Origin of the sequence: Chitinophaga costaii (genome assembly GCF_900094705.1) — a bacterium.
In the GTDB taxonomy this organism is placed as follows: Bacteria; Bacteroidota; Bacteroidia; order Chitinophagales; family Chitinophagaceae; genus Chitinophaga; species Chitinophaga costaii.
Window position 1 is genome coordinate 590,157 of the sequence record NZ_FMAR01000001.1, and the last position, 16,144, is coordinate 606,300.

Annotated in this window: 10 protein-coding genes and 1 tRNA gene; 3 read left to right on the top strand and 8 right to left on the bottom strand. The window is 48.4% G+C overall.

The genetic code is table 11. The annotated features are described in order from the left end of the window. Positions 1–12 precede the first annotated feature (12 nt). Positions 13–1,338, bottom strand: coding sequence for a sugar MFS transporter (locus GA0116948_RS02200; protein WP_089708560.1), 1,326 nt, complete (start codon positions 1,336–1,338; stop codon positions 13–15). A gap of 347 nt (positions 1,339–1,685) precedes the next feature. Between GA0116948_RS02200 and GA0116948_RS02205 the strand changes: the two genes are divergently transcribed. Continuing rightward, entirely contained in the window at positions 1,686–3,734 is a 2,049-nt protein-coding gene (locus tag GA0116948_RS02205) for a beta-L-arabinofuranosidase domain-containing protein (RefSeq protein ID WP_089708934.1), read from the top strand. Between the two features lie 84 nt (positions 3,735–3,818). On the opposite strand, the gene GA0116948_RS02210 is transcribed toward GA0116948_RS02205, so the two are convergent. The 3 genes from GA0116948_RS02210 to GA0116948_RS02220 are packed head-to-tail and all read right to left on the bottom strand — an operon-like array spanning position 3,819 to position 9,556. Continuing rightward, positions 3,819–5,189: an efflux transporter outer membrane subunit gene (locus GA0116948_RS02210; RefSeq protein WP_089708562.1), complete on the bottom strand. Its 1,371-nt coding sequence runs from the start codon at positions 5,187–5,189 to the stop codon at positions 3,819–3,821. 21 nt (positions 5,190–5,210) lie between these two features. Next, positions 5,211–8,375, bottom strand: coding sequence for an efflux RND transporter permease subunit (locus GA0116948_RS02215; RefSeq protein WP_089708564.1), 3,165 nt, complete (start codon positions 8,373–8,375; stop codon positions 5,211–5,213). A gap of 11 nt (positions 8,376–8,386) precedes the next feature. After that, positions 8,387–9,556, bottom strand: coding sequence for an efflux RND transporter periplasmic adaptor subunit (locus tag GA0116948_RS02220; protein WP_089708566.1), 1,170 nt, complete (start codon positions 9,554–9,556; stop codon positions 8,387–8,389). A 788-nt stretch (positions 9,557–10,344) separates the two neighbouring features. On the opposite strand from GA0116948_RS02220, the gene GA0116948_RS02225 reads away from it, so the two are divergent. Continuing rightward, entirely contained in the window at positions 10,345–10,734 is a 390-nt protein-coding gene (locus GA0116948_RS02225) for a helix-turn-helix domain-containing protein (RefSeq protein ID WP_165798318.1), read from the top strand. Positions 10,735–10,812: 78 nt separating this feature from the next. Here the strand turns inward: GA0116948_RS02225 and GA0116948_RS02230 are convergent. The 4 genes from GA0116948_RS02230 to GA0116948_RS02235 form a co-directional block, all read right to left on the bottom strand. Then, positions 10,813–10,883 (bottom strand) — tRNA-Gln (locus tag GA0116948_RS02230). Next, positions 10,874–11,029, bottom strand: coding sequence for a hypothetical protein (locus GA0116948_RS21180; protein WP_165798319.1), 156 nt, complete (start codon positions 11,027–11,029; stop codon positions 10,874–10,876). Before GA0116948_RS21180 ends, GA0116948_RS02230 begins: the two co-directional genes overlap by 10 nt. A gap of 7 nt (positions 11,030–11,036) precedes the next feature. After that, entirely contained in the window at positions 11,037–11,183 is a 147-nt protein-coding gene (locus GA0116948_RS21185; protein ID WP_165798320.1) for a hypothetical protein, read from the bottom strand. A 5-nt stretch (positions 11,184–11,188) separates the two neighbouring features. Continuing rightward, positions 11,189–14,062 carry a glycoside hydrolase family 38 N-terminal domain-containing protein gene (locus GA0116948_RS02235; RefSeq protein ID WP_089708570.1) on the bottom strand — a complete coding sequence of 958 codons (2,874 nt, stop codon included), beginning with the start codon at positions 14,060–14,062 and terminating at the stop codon, positions 11,189–11,191. A gap of 298 nt (positions 14,063–14,360) precedes the next feature. Between GA0116948_RS02235 and GA0116948_RS02240 the strand changes: the two genes are divergently transcribed. Then, positions 14,361–16,040 carry a Gfo/Idh/MocA family protein gene (locus GA0116948_RS02240; protein ID WP_240619115.1) on the top strand — a complete coding sequence of 560 codons (1,680 nt, stop codon included), beginning with the start codon at positions 14,361–14,363 and terminating at the stop codon, positions 16,038–16,040. The last annotated feature ends 104 nt before the right edge of the window (positions 16,041–16,144 follow it).

A 16,144-nucleotide genomic window follows, 5' to 3' on the forward strand; every position in this document is an offset into this window, starting at 1 on the left:
CCCTGTTTGTTTTTACGCAACTTTCAATATTTTTTTCCCAGCCTTGTAACCACTGGTGGCGAAATAAAAGATGAATAAATACAAAGGCAACATAATCGCGTAAGCATAGCGGCTGGCGTGGCCAATGTCCTGACCCGTGTGATGCTGAAGATAATCTACTAGCTGGCCATATAACCAGGGAAACACGGCACCACCTGAAATCCCCATAATGAGCAAGGAAGAAGCCGTTTTGGTAAACTTACCCAAATCCGCCAGGGCCAATGGCCAGATGGAAGGCCACATCAGTGAATTGGCCAGGCCCAGCAAAGCAATAAAGGCCACAGAAACATATCCACTGGTAACTAGTGCGCCCGTGGTAAAAAGCAGTCCCAGTATGGCGCTCACCACCAGGGCTTTCTGCTGGGAGAAATATTTAGGGATGCATACTACTCCAATTACATAACCCACCACCATAGCACCCAGGGCGCAGGCCGTGAAATATTTGGCCGTTTCCAGTTTTATATTAAGGGTGTTGCCATACTTAATGATAGAATCGCCTACAATCACCTCCACGCCAACATAAAAGAACAGGGCCAGTACGCCCAACACCAGGTGAGGATATTGGAACACACTGGTTTTTTCTATCTCTACAGCGTCGGCACCGGTACTTTTTGTTGCTTCCAATTTTATTTCGGGCAGGGAGGAAAAATAGATAACGACAGACAGGATGACCAGTACTATAATGATCACGGTATAGGGCAATATTACCTTAGCGGCCATGGCATCCAGTTCTGCTACTTTTTGTAGGGGGGTCATATGTTCCAGTGCGGCCTTCAGGTCGTCTGCTTTCTCCAGCACTACGGCACCCAGTACAATGGGCGCCAGCACACCGGCCACCTTGTTACAAATGCCCATAATGCTCATCCGTTTAGCCGCGCTTTCTGTAGGCCCTAAAATGGTGATATAAGGATTGGAAGCCGCCTGCAGCACCGTCATACCGGTAGCCTGCACAAAAAGGCCAATCAAAAATAATAAGTACGTGCGGGATAGCGCGGCGGGAATAAAAATCAGTCCTCCCACCGCCATGATGAGCAACCCCACGGCCATGCCGTTTTTAAAGCCAAACACTTTTAGTATCCAGGTAGAGGGGGCCGCCATCACTACGTAAGCGATATAAAAAGCAGAGGTAACCAGGAAAGCCATGGAAGTAGACAGCTCACAGGCAATTTGCAGGTAAGGTACCAGCACCGAATTCATCCAGGTTACAAAACCAAAAATGAAAAATAACATCCCGATAATAGCAATGGGGCTCATCCCCCTGCTTGCCGTTACCGGCGCCGAAATAGAAACAGACTTCATAAAAAGCGGATAAGTTGGTGGATCAATACAGGTATATTAAAATAGAAACAATATGATGCGATTGCTTAAATCTACGGCATAAAACCGGCAAATTCATTGTTTTATTAGATAATATTTGTGCTAAATCGTTTAATCTTTAATGCAAATCACATAAATATAGGTTTTTAATGTGATTAGGGTTAATGCAAACGTTTGAGTAATTATAGCGCCGTTACTGAAAATTTTAAATTAATTATAGAGCACCCTCTTAGGTTATAAAATGTATGCTGTACATTTATTTCACCTATCTCCTATATTCACGTTATAATGCGGAAACCACCATTCAATCATTTAAATCATTTCCTGCAATGAAAAAGCAACTTGCCCGGCTGGGATGCTCCATACTGGCTTTCACGTTATGCCACATCGCTGTTGCGCAAAAAGGTGAAGTGATAAACCGGTTATCGAATGCTCAGACCAATGCTTTTTACACCAGTAACAAAGCACCGCTTGCAGCGTCTTACTTCATTAAACTACCCATTGCCAGTATTACCCCCGGCGGTTTTGTGCGCAAAGCTATGGAGCTGGAAAGAGACGGCCTGGCCGGCCATCTCGGCGAGATCAGCCTATGGCTTTCCAAAACCGACAACGCCTGGCTGAATAAGGAAGGTATAGGCAAATACGGTTGGGAAGAGCTTCCCTACTGGCTGAAAGGTTATGGCGATATGGCCTACATACTGCACGATGAGCATATGCTGAAAGAAACCAAATTCTGGATAAACGCCGTACTCAATAACCAACGCGATAACGGCGACTTCGGCCCCAAGGTGGAAAGGGGCACCGGCAAACGCGATCTATGGACTAACATGCCTATGCTCTGGTGCCTGCAATCGTACTACGATTACACCCACGACCCGCGTGTGCTCACGTTGATGACCAGATACTTTAAATGGCAGCTCTCCATCCCCGACGATCAATTCCTGGAAGACTATTGGGAAAACAGCCGTGGAGGCGATAATATGTACAGCGTTTACTGGCTGTACAACATCACCGGCGACAGGTTCCTGCTGGACCTGGCCACAAAACTGGACAAAAATACGGCCAACTGGCGCCAGCTCAATAACCTGCCCAACTGGCACAATGTGAATATCGCCCAGTGCTTTCGCGAGCCCGCACAGTACTACCAGCAAAGCAAAGACACCAATGACCTGCACGCCACCTATAACGATTTTTACCTGGTGCGTAACATTTACGGACAAGTGCCAGGCGGCATGTTCGGCGCCGATGAAAACGCGCGCAAAGGTTACGACGATCCCCGCCAGGCTATTGAAACCTGCGGCATGGTGGAACAGATCACTTCAGACAATATGCTCACCAGCATCACCGGAGATCCGCTGTGGGCGGAAAATGCGGAGAATGTAGCTTTTAACCAGTTCTCCGCCGCCTTCACGCCGGACTACCGTTCCCTGCGTTATCTCACCGCGCCGAACATGATCATCAACGATGGAAAAAACCACTCGCCCGGCATTGCCAACGAAGGCCCTTTCCTGATGATGAACCCCTTCAGCAGCCGCTGCTGCCAGCATAACCACGCAGCTGGCTGGGTATACTATTCCGAATACAGCTGGATGGCCACACCAGACAATGGCCTGGCGGCACAACTTTATTTCGAAAATAAGGTAAAAGCCAAAGTGGGCCATGGCCAGGAAGTAAGCATCACCCAGCACACCCACTACCCTTTCGACAGCGGTATTCAACTCACGTTGAACACCGCTGCCAGTGTGGATTTCCCGCTCTATCTGCGTATCCCGGAATGGTGTAAAACACCTTCCGTAAAGGTGAATGGCAAGGCATTATCCATAACTGCTAACGCCTACGGTTATATTAAATTGAGTAACCGCTGGAAAAATGGCGATCAGGTATTCATCAACTTCCCGATGGAAATCAGCGTGCGTACCTGGGATAAAAATAAAAACAGCGTAAGCGTGAATTATGGCCCGCTTACCTATTCGCTGAAAATTAAAGAAGACTACACCAAAACAGACGGCCGCCATAATGCACAGGGCGATGCCGGATGGCAGCCCAGCGCCGATCCGGAAAAATGGCCTTCTTTCGAGATTCATCCTGGTTCTTCATGGAACTATGGTTTATTGTTAAACGAAAAAGATCCGGCCAGCTCCTTTAAGGTGATGAAGAAAGCATGGCCGGCGGATAATAATCCTTTCACGAACACCAATGCACCCATAGTGCTGATCGCAAAGGGCAAGCAGATCCCAGCCTGGGGCATTGATCAATATGGATTGGTAGCGGTATTGCCGCAAAGCCCCGTTCAGAGCAGCGAGCCGGTCACCCCACTCACGCTGGTACCGATGGGAGGCGCAAGGTTGCGGATATCGGCGTTTCCTGTAGTGAAGTAAAGTGTATGCTTATAATAACAAAGGAGGCTACCTGTAAAGGCAGCCCCCCTGTGTATAAAAAAAATTAAGTTTGATTATATCTCCTTACTTCCATCCGCCACCTAAACTGCGGTATAAATTTACCACTGCCTGCAACTGTTGCAGTTTGTCGCTGATATGATCCAATTGTGCCGACAGCAGGCTTTGTTCGGAGGTGAGTACATCGGTATAATTGGTGGAAGAAGTATATTTCAGTAATTCCTTCGTATAGTCTACTGCTTTTTGCAGGTAAGCAATTTGCCTTTCACGCAAACTAATTTTTTCTACGGCGGCCTGGTAATTGAATAATGCATCGGATACTTCCTGCCCTGCGGTAAGCAACGTTTGCCGGAAGGTGATCAGCGCTTCGTCTTGCTGTGCCTGGGCGACTTGCAGGCGTTGTTTATTTAAACCCCGGTTAAAGATGGGTTGTGTAAGCCCGCCTACCACACTGCCAAACAAAGCCGGCGCGTTGAAAAAGTTAGACACGCTGGTGCTATATAAACCGCCCTGGGCGGTGATGGTAAGGGAAGGATAAAAATAGGCACGGGCGGCATTGGTTAGTTCAAAATTATAACGGTATTGGTATTCCGCTTCCTGCACATCTGGCCGGTTGGCCAGCAGCTGGATAGGTACCCCTATTTTTAAATCAGTATAAACCTTCTGGTCTTTAAGGCTATCCCGCTGAATATCGCCCGGATTACGACCCAGCAACACGCTAATGGCGTTTTCCGTTTGCCGGATAGATTGCCGCAGGTCTGGAATGGTTACTTCTGCAGCGTAACGATTGGCTTCACTTTGCACTACGGCAGCACTGGTTACCACATCACTTTCTTTGAGCGTTTTCATGGTAATGGCGTCCAGCTTGCGGTTTTCCACGGTTTTGAGGGTTACCTGTAATTGGGCATCGTAGCCCAGGAGGGCATAGTAGTTAGTAGCGATATCGGAAACAAGCTGGGTCATTACGGCACGCTTGTAGGACTGGCTTTGCAGCAAAGCCGCCAGGGCCGCACGTTTGGAGCTTCTATATTTCCCCCAGAGATCTGCTTCCCAACTGCTGCTACCTGCCAATTCATATAGTTCATTACTAACCGCGCCCCTGTTGGCCTGTTGCTGGTAAGTAGCCGTAAGGCCGCCGGAAAGTTCAGGGAAAAATGCCGCCCTGCTCTGGCGCAAGTTGGCCGTTGCCTGGCGAATGCGAGCCATGGCTACTTCTAAGTCCAAATTGTGCGCAATACCATCGGCAATCAATGCCTGCAAAGTGGTATCGGAAAAAAGCTGTTTCCAGGAAAGGTCTGCCAGGTTGCTGCTATCTGCCGTTTGGATGCTGTCGCGGTAAAGGCTTGCACCTACCGCTTCCTGAGGGGTATGATAGGGCTTCGCCACCTTACAGGAAGCAACCAGTAATATTAAACCAATAATAATTGCCCATTTCATAATTACAACTGCATTAAATTTTTACGAATGTGCCGGGGCTGGGTGATCCTGATCCTCTTCCTCATCTACCAACAATTTTTTGCCCCGCACTTTTTCCTGCAATCCCTGGAAAATTACAAACAAGGTAGGTATCACAAATACACCGAGCAAGGTGCCAAACAGCATACCGCCAATAGCGCCTGTGCCAATAGACCGGTTTCCCTTAGCGCCAACACCACTGGCAAACATAAGCGGCATTAGCCCAAATATAAAGGCAAAAGAGGTCATGAGGATAGGCCTCAAACGCGCCTTGCCACCCTCTATCGCAGATTCCAACAGGCCCATGCCCTTAGCCCTGCGCTCTACTGCAAACTCTACGATCAAAATGGCATTCTTAGCCAGCAATCCAATGAGCATTATCAGCGAAATCTGTACGTAAATGTTATTATCCAGGTTGAAGATTTTTGCAAATGCATACACGCCGGAAAGCCCTACCGGCAGAGACAATAGCACGGCAAAAGGCAACAGGTAGCTCTCATACTGTGCACTGAGCAGCAGGTACACAAAGAGCAGTGATAAAATAAATACATATACCATTTGCGAACCCGCATTCTGTTCTTCCCGCGATATGCCTGAATACTCAAAGCCATATCCCTGCGGCAAGGTTTGGGCCGCCACCTGCTGGATGGCCTGGAGCGACTGGCCGGTACTATAACCAGGGTTGGGCGAACCATTGACCGAGATAGCGGTAAACAAATTAAAGCGCGATACGCTTTCCGGCCCGAAAATGCGCTTCATAGTAATGAACTCCGTTACAGGCGCCATGCCATTAGGAGTCTTCACCGATATACGGTTGAGGCCTAAAGTGGTAGACCGGTAGTTAGTATCTGCCTGCATGATCACCCGGTATTGCTGACCAAATTCATTGAAATTAGATACGTAAGAACTGCCATAAAATGCCTGCATGGCACTGATAACATCCGTTACCATAATACCCGCATCTTTACACTTGGCCACATTCACATCCATTTGATATTGTGGAAAATTGGGATTGAAGGAAGTAGCGGCATATTGTATTTCAGGCCGGTTATTTAATTCGCCCAGGAAGGCCTGCCCAACTTTATAAAATTCGTCGATGGTATGGCCTCCTTTGTCCTGTAGTTGTAGCGTGAAGCCGCCACTGGTACCAAAACCAGTAATCGTGGGCTGCTGCATAAATACAAGACTGGCCGGGTGCAGGTAGGCCGTGCGGGCGGTGAGTTGTTTAATAATATCATCGTCACTCACACCTTTGCGCAGGTCCCAAGGTTTGAGGCGGATGATGATCAGGCCATAGGCACTCCCTGTTCCTGCAATAAAGTTCTGACCCAGGTTACGCAACGTACTTTGTACCTCCGGAATGGTATGGGCAATACTATCTACCTGATTTTCGATGGCCGTTACCCGCTCCATGGATGATGCTGGCGGCAGCGATACATTTGCATAAATAATTCCCATATCTTCTTTAGGCACAAAACTGGAGGGTGTACTGCGCAGCAGAATTACGAAGCTGGCAGCAAAGATGATAACAGCCGCCCACACCAGCCAGCGCCGGTGCGAGAGGAAGGTTACGGCCTTACTATATTTAGCGGTCATCGCGTTATAGCCGGCATTGAAGGCCACTCCAAACCGTTGCATTAATGTTCTCTGTTCCCCTTCCTTGCCATGATCAGGTGGTTTCAGAAAAAGCGCTGCCAGGGCAGGACACAACGTAAGTGCATTAACTGCGGAGATAATAATAGCAATGGCCAGCGTAATTCCAAACTGCCGGTAAAACACGCCTGCCGATCCGGTTACGAAAGTTACTGGCAAAAATACAGACACCATCACCAGCGTGATAGCTACGATGGCGCCGGATATTTCGCTCATGGCATCCTTAGCGGCCTTCACCGGAGATTTATATCCGCTTTCCAATTTGGCATGCACTGCCTCTACCACTACAATAGCGTCGTCTACTACAATACCGATAGCCAGCACCAGTGCAAATAAGGTAAGCAGGTTAATGCTGAAACCAAACAAATAGAGAAAGAAGAAAGTGCCGGTAATAGATACTGGTACTGAAATGCCATGAATAATCGTGGAGCGAAAGTCTTGCAGGAAAATAAAGATCACGAGAAACACCAGGGCAAAACATTCTATCAGGGTGTGTACTACTTTTTCAATACTGGCATTGAGGAACAGGTTAATGTCTACCATGTAGGTATAGTGAATACCTTGCGGAAAACTTTGGGCAGCCTGTTCCAGCACCTTTTTACAATTATTGATAACGTCGCGTGCGTTGGAGCCGGGGGTTTGGTTAATGGAAATGCCAACCGACTGTTTTCCATTTGTAGTCGTAAAGCTGTTGTAGGTCTGTGACCCTAATTCTACGCGGGCAATATTTTTCAGGCGGAGATACTGTCCGTTGCCAATAGATTTGATAATGATATTCTCGAACTGGTCTACCGAGGTAAGGCGGCCACTGTAGCGGATTACGTACTGGAAGCTCTGGTTATCATTTTCCCCGAACTTACCCGGGGCCGCGTCGATGTTCTGTTCTGTAAGCGCGGTCTGCACATCGTCTGTAGACACACCGTACACCGACATCACATCGGGTTTTAGCCAGATGCGCATAGAATACGTCTTGGCGGAGCCAAATACGCTGGCATCCCCTACACCAGTTACGCGCTGCAACTGCGGGATCACGTTGATGGCCGCATAGTTTTGCAAAAAAGTCTGATCATATTCCGGCTTATCGCTGTAGATAGACATGATCAGCAGGTTACTGGTTTGCCGTTTACGCACCGTAACCCCTACTTTGGTCACTTCTTGAGGAAGCAGGGCGGTGGCGGCAGATACGCGGTTCTGCACGTCTACGGCAGCCTGGTCCGGATCGCGGCCTACATTAAAAAACACCTGGATGTTGCCTACACCATCATTCGTAGCCGTGGAAGTAAGATAGGTCATTCCTTCCACCCCATTGATTTGCTGTTCCAGCGGAACAATCACGCTCTTCAGCACTACATCCGCATTGGCACCACTGTAGGTAGTAGATACCTGCACCGTGGGTGGTGCGATGTCAGGGTATTGGGAGATGGGTAATTTTACCACGCCGAGTATACCCAGCAGCACGATAAGAATGGAAATAACGGTACTGAGCACCGGTCGTTCTATGAATATTTTCAGCATAAGATGTCCGGTTAGGATTGACTTTGACTTGCTTGGAACACGTGATTAAGGCTGTCTGCATTGGCAGGTTTGGGTACAATCTTCGTACTATCTTTCAGGTTATTACCACCTATCAATACACGGTCGCCGGCTTTCAGTCCCTGCTGCACGATCATGAATTGCCCGTTGTTACTGGGCACTGCGGTAACGGCGGTACTCATAACTATATCATTTTTGAGTACGACATACACGAAACGTTTGTTCTGCAATTCGTAAGTAGCACTTTGCGGTACCAGTAAGGCCGTGTCTATCACACGTGGCAGGCGGATGGTAGCGCTGGCACCGCTGCGGATAACGCCCTGCGGGTTGGGAAACAGTGCTTTAAGACTGGCTGTACCTGTTTCGGTAGCAATCAGACCGCTGGCCGTTTCTACCCTGCCCTTCTGCGGATATTCTACCCCATTGGCCAGCACCAGGGTTACTGGTGGCAGTTGCTTCAACTTGTCTTCCCAGCTACTGCCCTTCAGTCGCTCAGACAGGTTGAGTAATTGTTTTTCATTGAGGGAAAAGTATGCATACACATCGGAGATCGTAGACAGCATGGTGAGTGGATTGGTAGTAGTACTGCTCACCAGCGCGCCAATTTTATAAGGGATAGAACCAATTACACCTGCCTGCGGCGCGCGCAGGAAAGTATAGCCCAGGTTGGTCTCTGCATTGGCCAGGGTTGCATTGGCCTGCGCCAGCGCGGCCTCTTTAGATTCTAAAGTATATTCGGCCGACTTCAGTTCATAAGCGCTTACGATGTCTTTTTCTACCAGCGGCCTTACCTTTTCTACGTCCATCCGGGCAGCATTTACATCGGCAATAGCGCTTTTAATGGCGGCATTGGCGGTAATTACGGCCTGGTCGTATTGTGGGTTGCTGATCTTAAAAAGCAATTGCCCTTTAGCCACGGTGGCTCCTTCATTTACATAAATAGCTTCTACGTAGCCATCTACTTTGGGACGGATCTCAATCACTTGCTGGCCTTCAATAACCGCCGGAAATTCACTGAAAATGGTAGCCTGTTGTGGCTGCACGGTTAATACCTGGTATACTTTTGAGCCGCCTTTCCTGCTATCGTCAGGCTTTTGATGGCAGGCTGTAAGCAGGTTGCCCAGCGTAATAACCGCGTAAGCGATGGTCGCATGTAATTTCATTACTTCCCGTTTTGCTTTATATTCTATTATCTTTTGCCAGGCAAGCCATGGATGAGGATCAACAACAGCAGCATAATGCTGTATGCTTGCCTGAATAAAGATACGTATTTAATGATGTCTGTTTTGATGCTGTTTTAATGATGCCATAAAACAATTTAATCTTATTCTAATGCAGTCCCAGCTTCATTCTAAATGACTGCAAGTTGAACAATATTTTCACCACTCCGGCATAGAAGATTGTTATTTTTTGTTAACTGAAAACAAATTCGCTACAGAATCTATTAATCATCACTACTCGCTAACTAATTATGAGCTTCGCGAGGCCGCCGGTAGACTGGTATGGAAGGTGGCAGTGCATTCGCTATCTAGTGAATGTTGCAAAAACGGTTAACTTGTACATTATGCAGCGCAGCATATCAATGATAACAGCCAACCCCACCTGGTAACGGGCCATCATAACGCAAAATAGGGTGCTCCTTTAAAATGCTTTACATTTACCTTATGGAATTGCTTACTAATAGCACCATTCCTGCCTATTCTTTGCTACCATCCATTGCCAATGGAAACAGCTTGTTCGAGATGAGGGACCTGCATGGAACAGAACAACACAACCCCTCTTTTTTCTTGACGCATCACCGGAAAAATTTTTACATGTTCGTGGTGGTAAAAAGCAGGGAGCAGCCGTCATTGGATAAACACAATACCTTACATACTGCGGCCAGACATGTTTTATTTAACCGTGCCGGCACAGGTGTATGTATAAGAAGTGCAGGAACCCAACACAGGTTTTGGGGTTTGCTTTCTTGTTAAAGAAATTCCAATCGCTGGTAGCAGCCCATTACACCACCTTGCAAAACGTGGCTGCCTATGCTTACATGCGACACATTTCGGCCCGGCATCTTGGCGCGGTGGAAAAACAGCAGAGCGGCAAAAACGCCATTGAGCATATCCACGCCCTAAATATGCAGGAAGCCAAAAGACAATTGTTCCACACGACGGATAGCAGTAAGGAAGTTACTTACCATCTCGGATATGATGAGGCTTCTTATTTCAAACGCTTATTAAACGGCATCAACAGCAAACACCGCTCACCTACCAGAACACCACCCGGGAAATGTACCAGTGAAACCTTCGTAAGTACTATTTCGCTGAATATACCAACTCTACTTTTGAGGTAAGTTCCTGGAAAATGGTGGGAACATCCTGCGCATAGAAAAAGGCCAAAACCTGCTATTGAAGCGGATTTTGGCCTTTTGTTGCCGAACCTGGATTCGAACCAAGACAAACAGAGTCAGAGTCTGTCGTACTACCGTTATACTATTCGGCAATAGTATTTTTGTTGTTGCGGGTGGCAAAAATAAGATTTTTCCCAATAAGTCCAAAGTAGATTTTTAATTTCCCGGTCAAATCACGCTCAAATGACCAGTGATGGCGAATTTTAAGCCCCTCACCGGCAGCCGCCTTTCCAACCACCGGCCTGCTATTTATACTGTAGCATGGCCTCAGGGGAGTGAAAATTACAAGTGAAAGAGCGGCTCCATACCGGGGAAATATTTCTCACAGCGCCGGCCACTACCTTTTTAACAAGCGCCCGCATGGTTTGCCGGGTATTTGTGCTTACTTCCATATTCATTATTGTTTACCCACCCGCACCATCAGTACACCCTTTGCTGGTATATGGAAGCGGGTACCCAATTCCTTTTTATTCGATTCCAACAAGTCACATTCCCATAGGTGTAAGACTGCTTTGTTCCGGGCGGTAAATGTTACCTGTGTGGGAGACTCCGCAGCATTCACCAATTGCAGCACCACGCCATTACCATCGCTGGCAGGGTTTATATTTTCTACGTAGGCATTACCCGACTGCAACTGGAAAAACAAGCTTTCCGCCCCCGCGCCGGTAGCGGCGGCAACAACCAAAGGCTGGTGATTTTCCAGGCCGGTTTCATTTACTTCAGCAGCATTGTAAGCAGCGTGTGCGTGCAGATAATAATGAAAAATTACCGGCCCTTCCTGGCTGTACCGGAAATTCGTATGCCACAAGTTGTTCATTACCCAGGAAGCAATGATTGGTTGCTGGTCAGTATATGTGCGCCAAAGGGGTGAGTTATGCAATCCGCCCAGCAAACCGGCGGTGGGGTATTGCCCTATTTCAAACAGGGGGGCATCGGGGCTAGACCAGGTAATGCCATGATCCTTATCCGACACATCTACCCAACGCTGCAGGGTGTACCAATTCCGGTTGGAGAACGGCAACTGGTCCGACTCCGCGGTGATGCTGCTCCAGGGAATGTTATAGCGCACCTGTGCGCCAGGCAGATGAAAAGGAAATACAAAATGCAGGCTTTCCTTATCGCCGGTTGCTTTTTTATCGATGGTATTAATGAAAGCTACCCTGTCTACACCGGCCACCAGTTGTACCTCCCGGGTTAGTTGGTGGGTACCGTCGGCTTGGGCGCTCACCAACAAGCTAACCAACAGCGGACCGTTTTCCTTGACCCGGATACGCACGTCGTGTGCGGTTTTCAGACCGCCCACGGAATCGCCCACGAGGTAGTCGTATTGATTCAGGCCACCTGCATCTGCCAGGTTAGCGGCACTACCTGCTTTTTGCAGACTGCTGATATTGCCTGTGTGTGCATCTACCTGCACGGTATAAAAATCGTTTTTCAACGTATATCCGTTCACGGTAGCCCTGTTTTTAACGAAGGCTTTGCCGGGGCTGATGTGGTAGCGCTGCTTACTAAAAGGGGCCTGCTGTGTAACCAGGAAAACCAGCTCCCCGCTGCTCAGCCGCTGTGATGGCAGTTTATGTCCATGGTTATCCGTTACCAGGTTGCCCCCTTGACTAAGGGCGGCAGGCACGGTTACCAAGGCGGTGCGGGTATAGGCAAGCGTATTGTATACATCCACCGCATTGGGCAAGGCGTTATCTCCCGCTATGCTGGCGGTTAATAGTGCAGAAGACCGTGTCTGGGCCTGCAAGGCAAAGTTTTGTTTATAAGCCCACTGCGCTTTTACTTTAGGATCGGCTGGTTCGGACACACTATTGTAAGCGCCCCAGGTATGTTCATTGAACATCACCATATCTATCCAGGCCTTATTAAAATCCGAAGCAGGATAATCGTTGCGGCCCCGCAGAGCCCAGATAGCGCCGGCCTGCTGCAAGGCATCTGAGGCGTTACGGGTGATTGCCGTTTCCTTTGCGCCAGAACTTATACCATCTGTCCAATACTCCGTGTAATCGCCGGCCACGGTTGGAATTTTGTCGTGGTAAGCTGCTTCAACATCCTGAAAGAATTGGTGGGTCGACGTAATCACCAAACGGGGCGAGGTATACCGCTCATTCCAGGCCTTCACCGCTTCGGGTAGTTCAGGATCAATGGGCGCATTATCGCTCATGGCCCAGGTAAGCAGGGTCATATTATACGGAAATCCTTTTTGCCGGAGATCTTCGAGGTAGCCGAACAACCAGGGATTCAGAAAATTTTCGGAAGGCTTGCCGGTGTAAAACGGTGTAGGATTTTCTACTGTAAAGAAGTTGGGGATTTTATCCCCCTTCAGCATATAACCAATGGAGTAAGGCGATGATTGCCAGAACAGCATCCGCTGCTTTCCGGAGGGCGATACCCAGTAGAATGGCTTGTCGCGCAGCTTGTCTGCTTCGCCTATACGGTCCGACGCATTGGGTGCACTCAAAAAATAATGGATCCCCGTAATATCCGACTGGGCACTAAGTCCCCAGGAAGCGCCCGGCACGTCGCCCTGGAACATAGTGTGTATCTCCACCCCATTTTCTTTCGCAAGCTGTAAGCTGGTTTGAAACTGGTGCAGCAACTGTACCGGGCTGGTAGCGCTGGTATTCACATTGCCATAAGATCCATCCAGGTTTATCCATCCTTTTTTCACGGCTTCCCAGAACGCCGCTTTTTTTGCAGGGCTGGCCTTTGCCAGATAATTATCTACTACCCAGATTGCTTCAGTGTTCCATTTAAAGCGGGCCTCCAACGGATAATCTTGCGTGCGTTCCGCGATCTTAATGGCTTCATCTATGTTATTCATGTGAATGGCCAGCACCTTATCCTGCACATTTGTATAGCCCACATCTACATGCGCATGCGGCAGGAGGTACACGCTCCATTGGCGGGCTGGGGGTACTAGCACACGAGCAGTATATGCGTTACCGTTAGTCATATATTTTACGGAGGCCTGCGTTTCTACCTCCACGGGCGCGCCGGGTAGGGGTAGTTCGTAATAGCGAAGACCTTCCTGGCCGGGCAAAATTTGCACACTGTCTTCCAAACCATTGAACGAAATATATACCACACCCGGAGCATAGGCATTACCGCCATGAAACTCCAGGCGAGCCATGCGTGCCGGCTGGTCATGGTAGCGAAGATAGGCGGGAGTAGCCTTGAGGCTTATGCCGGTAAATACTTGCTGTGCCAGGGCCGGAATGCCCCCTAACACACAGCCTGCCAGCCCTATAAAAATGTTTATTTTCATCGTATGAATTAAATATGTGTCTTCCTACTTATCAATAATAGGCTTTCATAACAATCTGCAAAGGACTTAAAAAATGCTAGCATAGATAAGCACTTCCGTACATTAAAAACGTATATGCGTTATCGTTAGTAATTAACCTGCGACCATGTATAGAGCAGGGAAATGACGTTGTGATTGTGCGCGTGAGCTTTTGTACTACCTTCCGCTCATTTGCTGTAGCGGCGTGCAGTAAATTTTAGCCATTTTACGTAGCCGCCATGTGTCTTTATTCGGTTTTTTTTATTTTTTACGGGTCCTCATGAATTCGCTTACGCTCATTTGTTTCTTTTACACCATCAAAAAGAAAGCCCCCGTCGCAACGGAATATCCCTTCCGGCGCAAGGCAGAAAGATCAGCTATCATAAATGTAACAAATACAACCAAGTCTTATGCATATGTTTTGCAGCAAGGCCCTTACCTACCTGCCGGTTATGACCGCAAACTTACCGCCGCCATAACAATGCCGGACAACCAACCGGTACTATGCACACAAATTAGCACAAACGTTTGCATTTCCGCTTACAAAAAGGAAGGTGTAAGTTTAAGGTACAACCACAAATTTATCACCATGAATCGCTACGATCGTAGAAAATTTTTGAGAGATACCACCATGGCGGGCATTGGCCTCTCGCTCCTCCAACCGGCGCGGCTTTTTGGCAGCGTGATTAAACCACAGGTGCGCATAGGCCTGATTGCTGTGGGCCTGCGTGGGCAAACCCACCTCGAAGAAATGTTGAAACGCAGTGATGTAGACATTATCGCCATGGCGGACCCCGATAAAGATATGATGGCCATGGCCCAAAAACGCATTGCCAAAGCTGGCAAAAAAGCGGCAGTAGAATATACCAACGGTCCCCACGATTATAAAAACCTACTAAAACGCGACGATATAGACGCAGTGTTTATCGCCTCACCCTGGGAATGGCACTTGCCACAAGGTATAGACGCTATGAACGCCGGTAAGATTGTAGGCATGGAAGTGTGCGGCGCACAAAAGCTCCAGGACTGCTGGGATGTTGTGAACACTTACGAGAAAACGAAGGTTCCCCTTATGATGCTGGAAAATGTATGTTACCGCCGCGATATCATGGCCGTACATCATATGGTAAAGCAAGGCATGTTTGGCGAAATACTGCACCTACAAGGCGGCTACCAACACGATCTGCGCACGGTACTCTTTGGCAATGGCAAGGATAAGAACAACGTGGATTTTGGCGAGAAGGGCTTCAGCGAATCCAAATGGCGCACGGCCCATTACCTGCACAATAATGGCGACAACTATCCTACCCATGGCCTTGGCCCGGTAGCTACGATGATAGACCTGAACCGGGGCAACCGTATCACCCACCTGTCTTCCGTATCCACTAAGAGCCGTGGTTTGCACCGCTATATTGAGAAGAAAGGGGGAGCAGATCATCCCAACGCGAAGGTGAAATTTGTCCAGGGCGATATTGTTACCACGCAAATCCAATGCGCCAACGGAGAAACAATTGTGCTTTCACTGGACACCTGCTCTCCCCGTCCTTACAACCTGGGATTCCGCGTACAGGGCACCAATGGACTGTGGCAGGAATACGGATCCGGAGCATCCGACACGGGCCGCATTTACCTGGAAGACGTAAGCCCTTACGATGAATGGGAAGGTTCAAAAGCATACCTGGACAAGTACGATCACCCCCTGTGGCAACGTTATTCTAAAGACGCTGAAGGCTCTGGACATGGCGGCATGGACTTCTTCGTAGACAATGCTTTCATTGAATGCATTAAACGCAACGTGGCATTTCCGCTGGATGTGTATGACCTGGCTACCTGGTATGCTGTTACCCCACTCAGCGAAAAATCTATCCTGGAAGGCGGTCAGGTACAAGCCGTTCCCGACTTCACCAAGGGCGCCTGGAAAACCCGTCAGCCGGTGTTTGGAGTAAGTAATGAGTTTTAAATAGTCCTTATATCTTATTTAAAAGCCCTGCAAAAAAATGCAGGGCTTTTTTTGTTACTTACAGAAAGGACCATAAAAAAAGCCCCGCACTTTGCGAGGCCTTT

What these genes read in the sequence shown, in the direction of transcription:
- GA0116948_RS02235 (WP_089708570.1), bottom strand. Translation starts at nt 14,062, where the DNA reads ATGAAAATAAACATTTTTATAGGGCTGGCAGGCTGTGTGTTAGGGGGC.
- GA0116948_RS02210 (WP_089708562.1), bottom strand. Translation starts at nt 5,189, where the DNA reads ATGAAATGGGCAATTATTATTGGTTTAATATTACTGGTTGCTTCCTGT.
- GA0116948_RS21185 (WP_165798320.1), bottom strand. Translation starts at nt 11,183, where the DNA reads ATGGAAGTAAGCACAAATACCCGGCAAACCATGCGGGCGCTTGTTAAA.
- GA0116948_RS02240 (WP_240619115.1), top strand. Translation starts at nt 14,361, where the DNA reads ATGAATTCGCTTACGCTCATTTGTTTCTTTTACACCATCAAAAAGAAA.
- GA0116948_RS02215 (WP_089708564.1), bottom strand. Translation starts at nt 8,375, where the DNA reads ATGCTGAAAATATTCATAGAACGACCGGTGCTCAGTACCGTTATTTCC.
- GA0116948_RS02220 (WP_089708566.1), bottom strand. Translation starts at nt 9,556, where the DNA reads ATGAAATTACATGCGACCATCGCTTACGCGGTTATTACGCTGGGCAAC.
- GA0116948_RS02200 (WP_089708560.1), bottom strand. Translation starts at nt 1,338, where the DNA reads ATGAAGTCTGTTTCTATTTCGGCGCCGGTAACGGCAAGCAGGGGGATG.
- GA0116948_RS02205 (WP_089708934.1), top strand. Translation starts at nt 1,686, where the DNA reads ATGAAAAAGCAACTTGCCCGGCTGGGATGCTCCATACTGGCTTTCACG.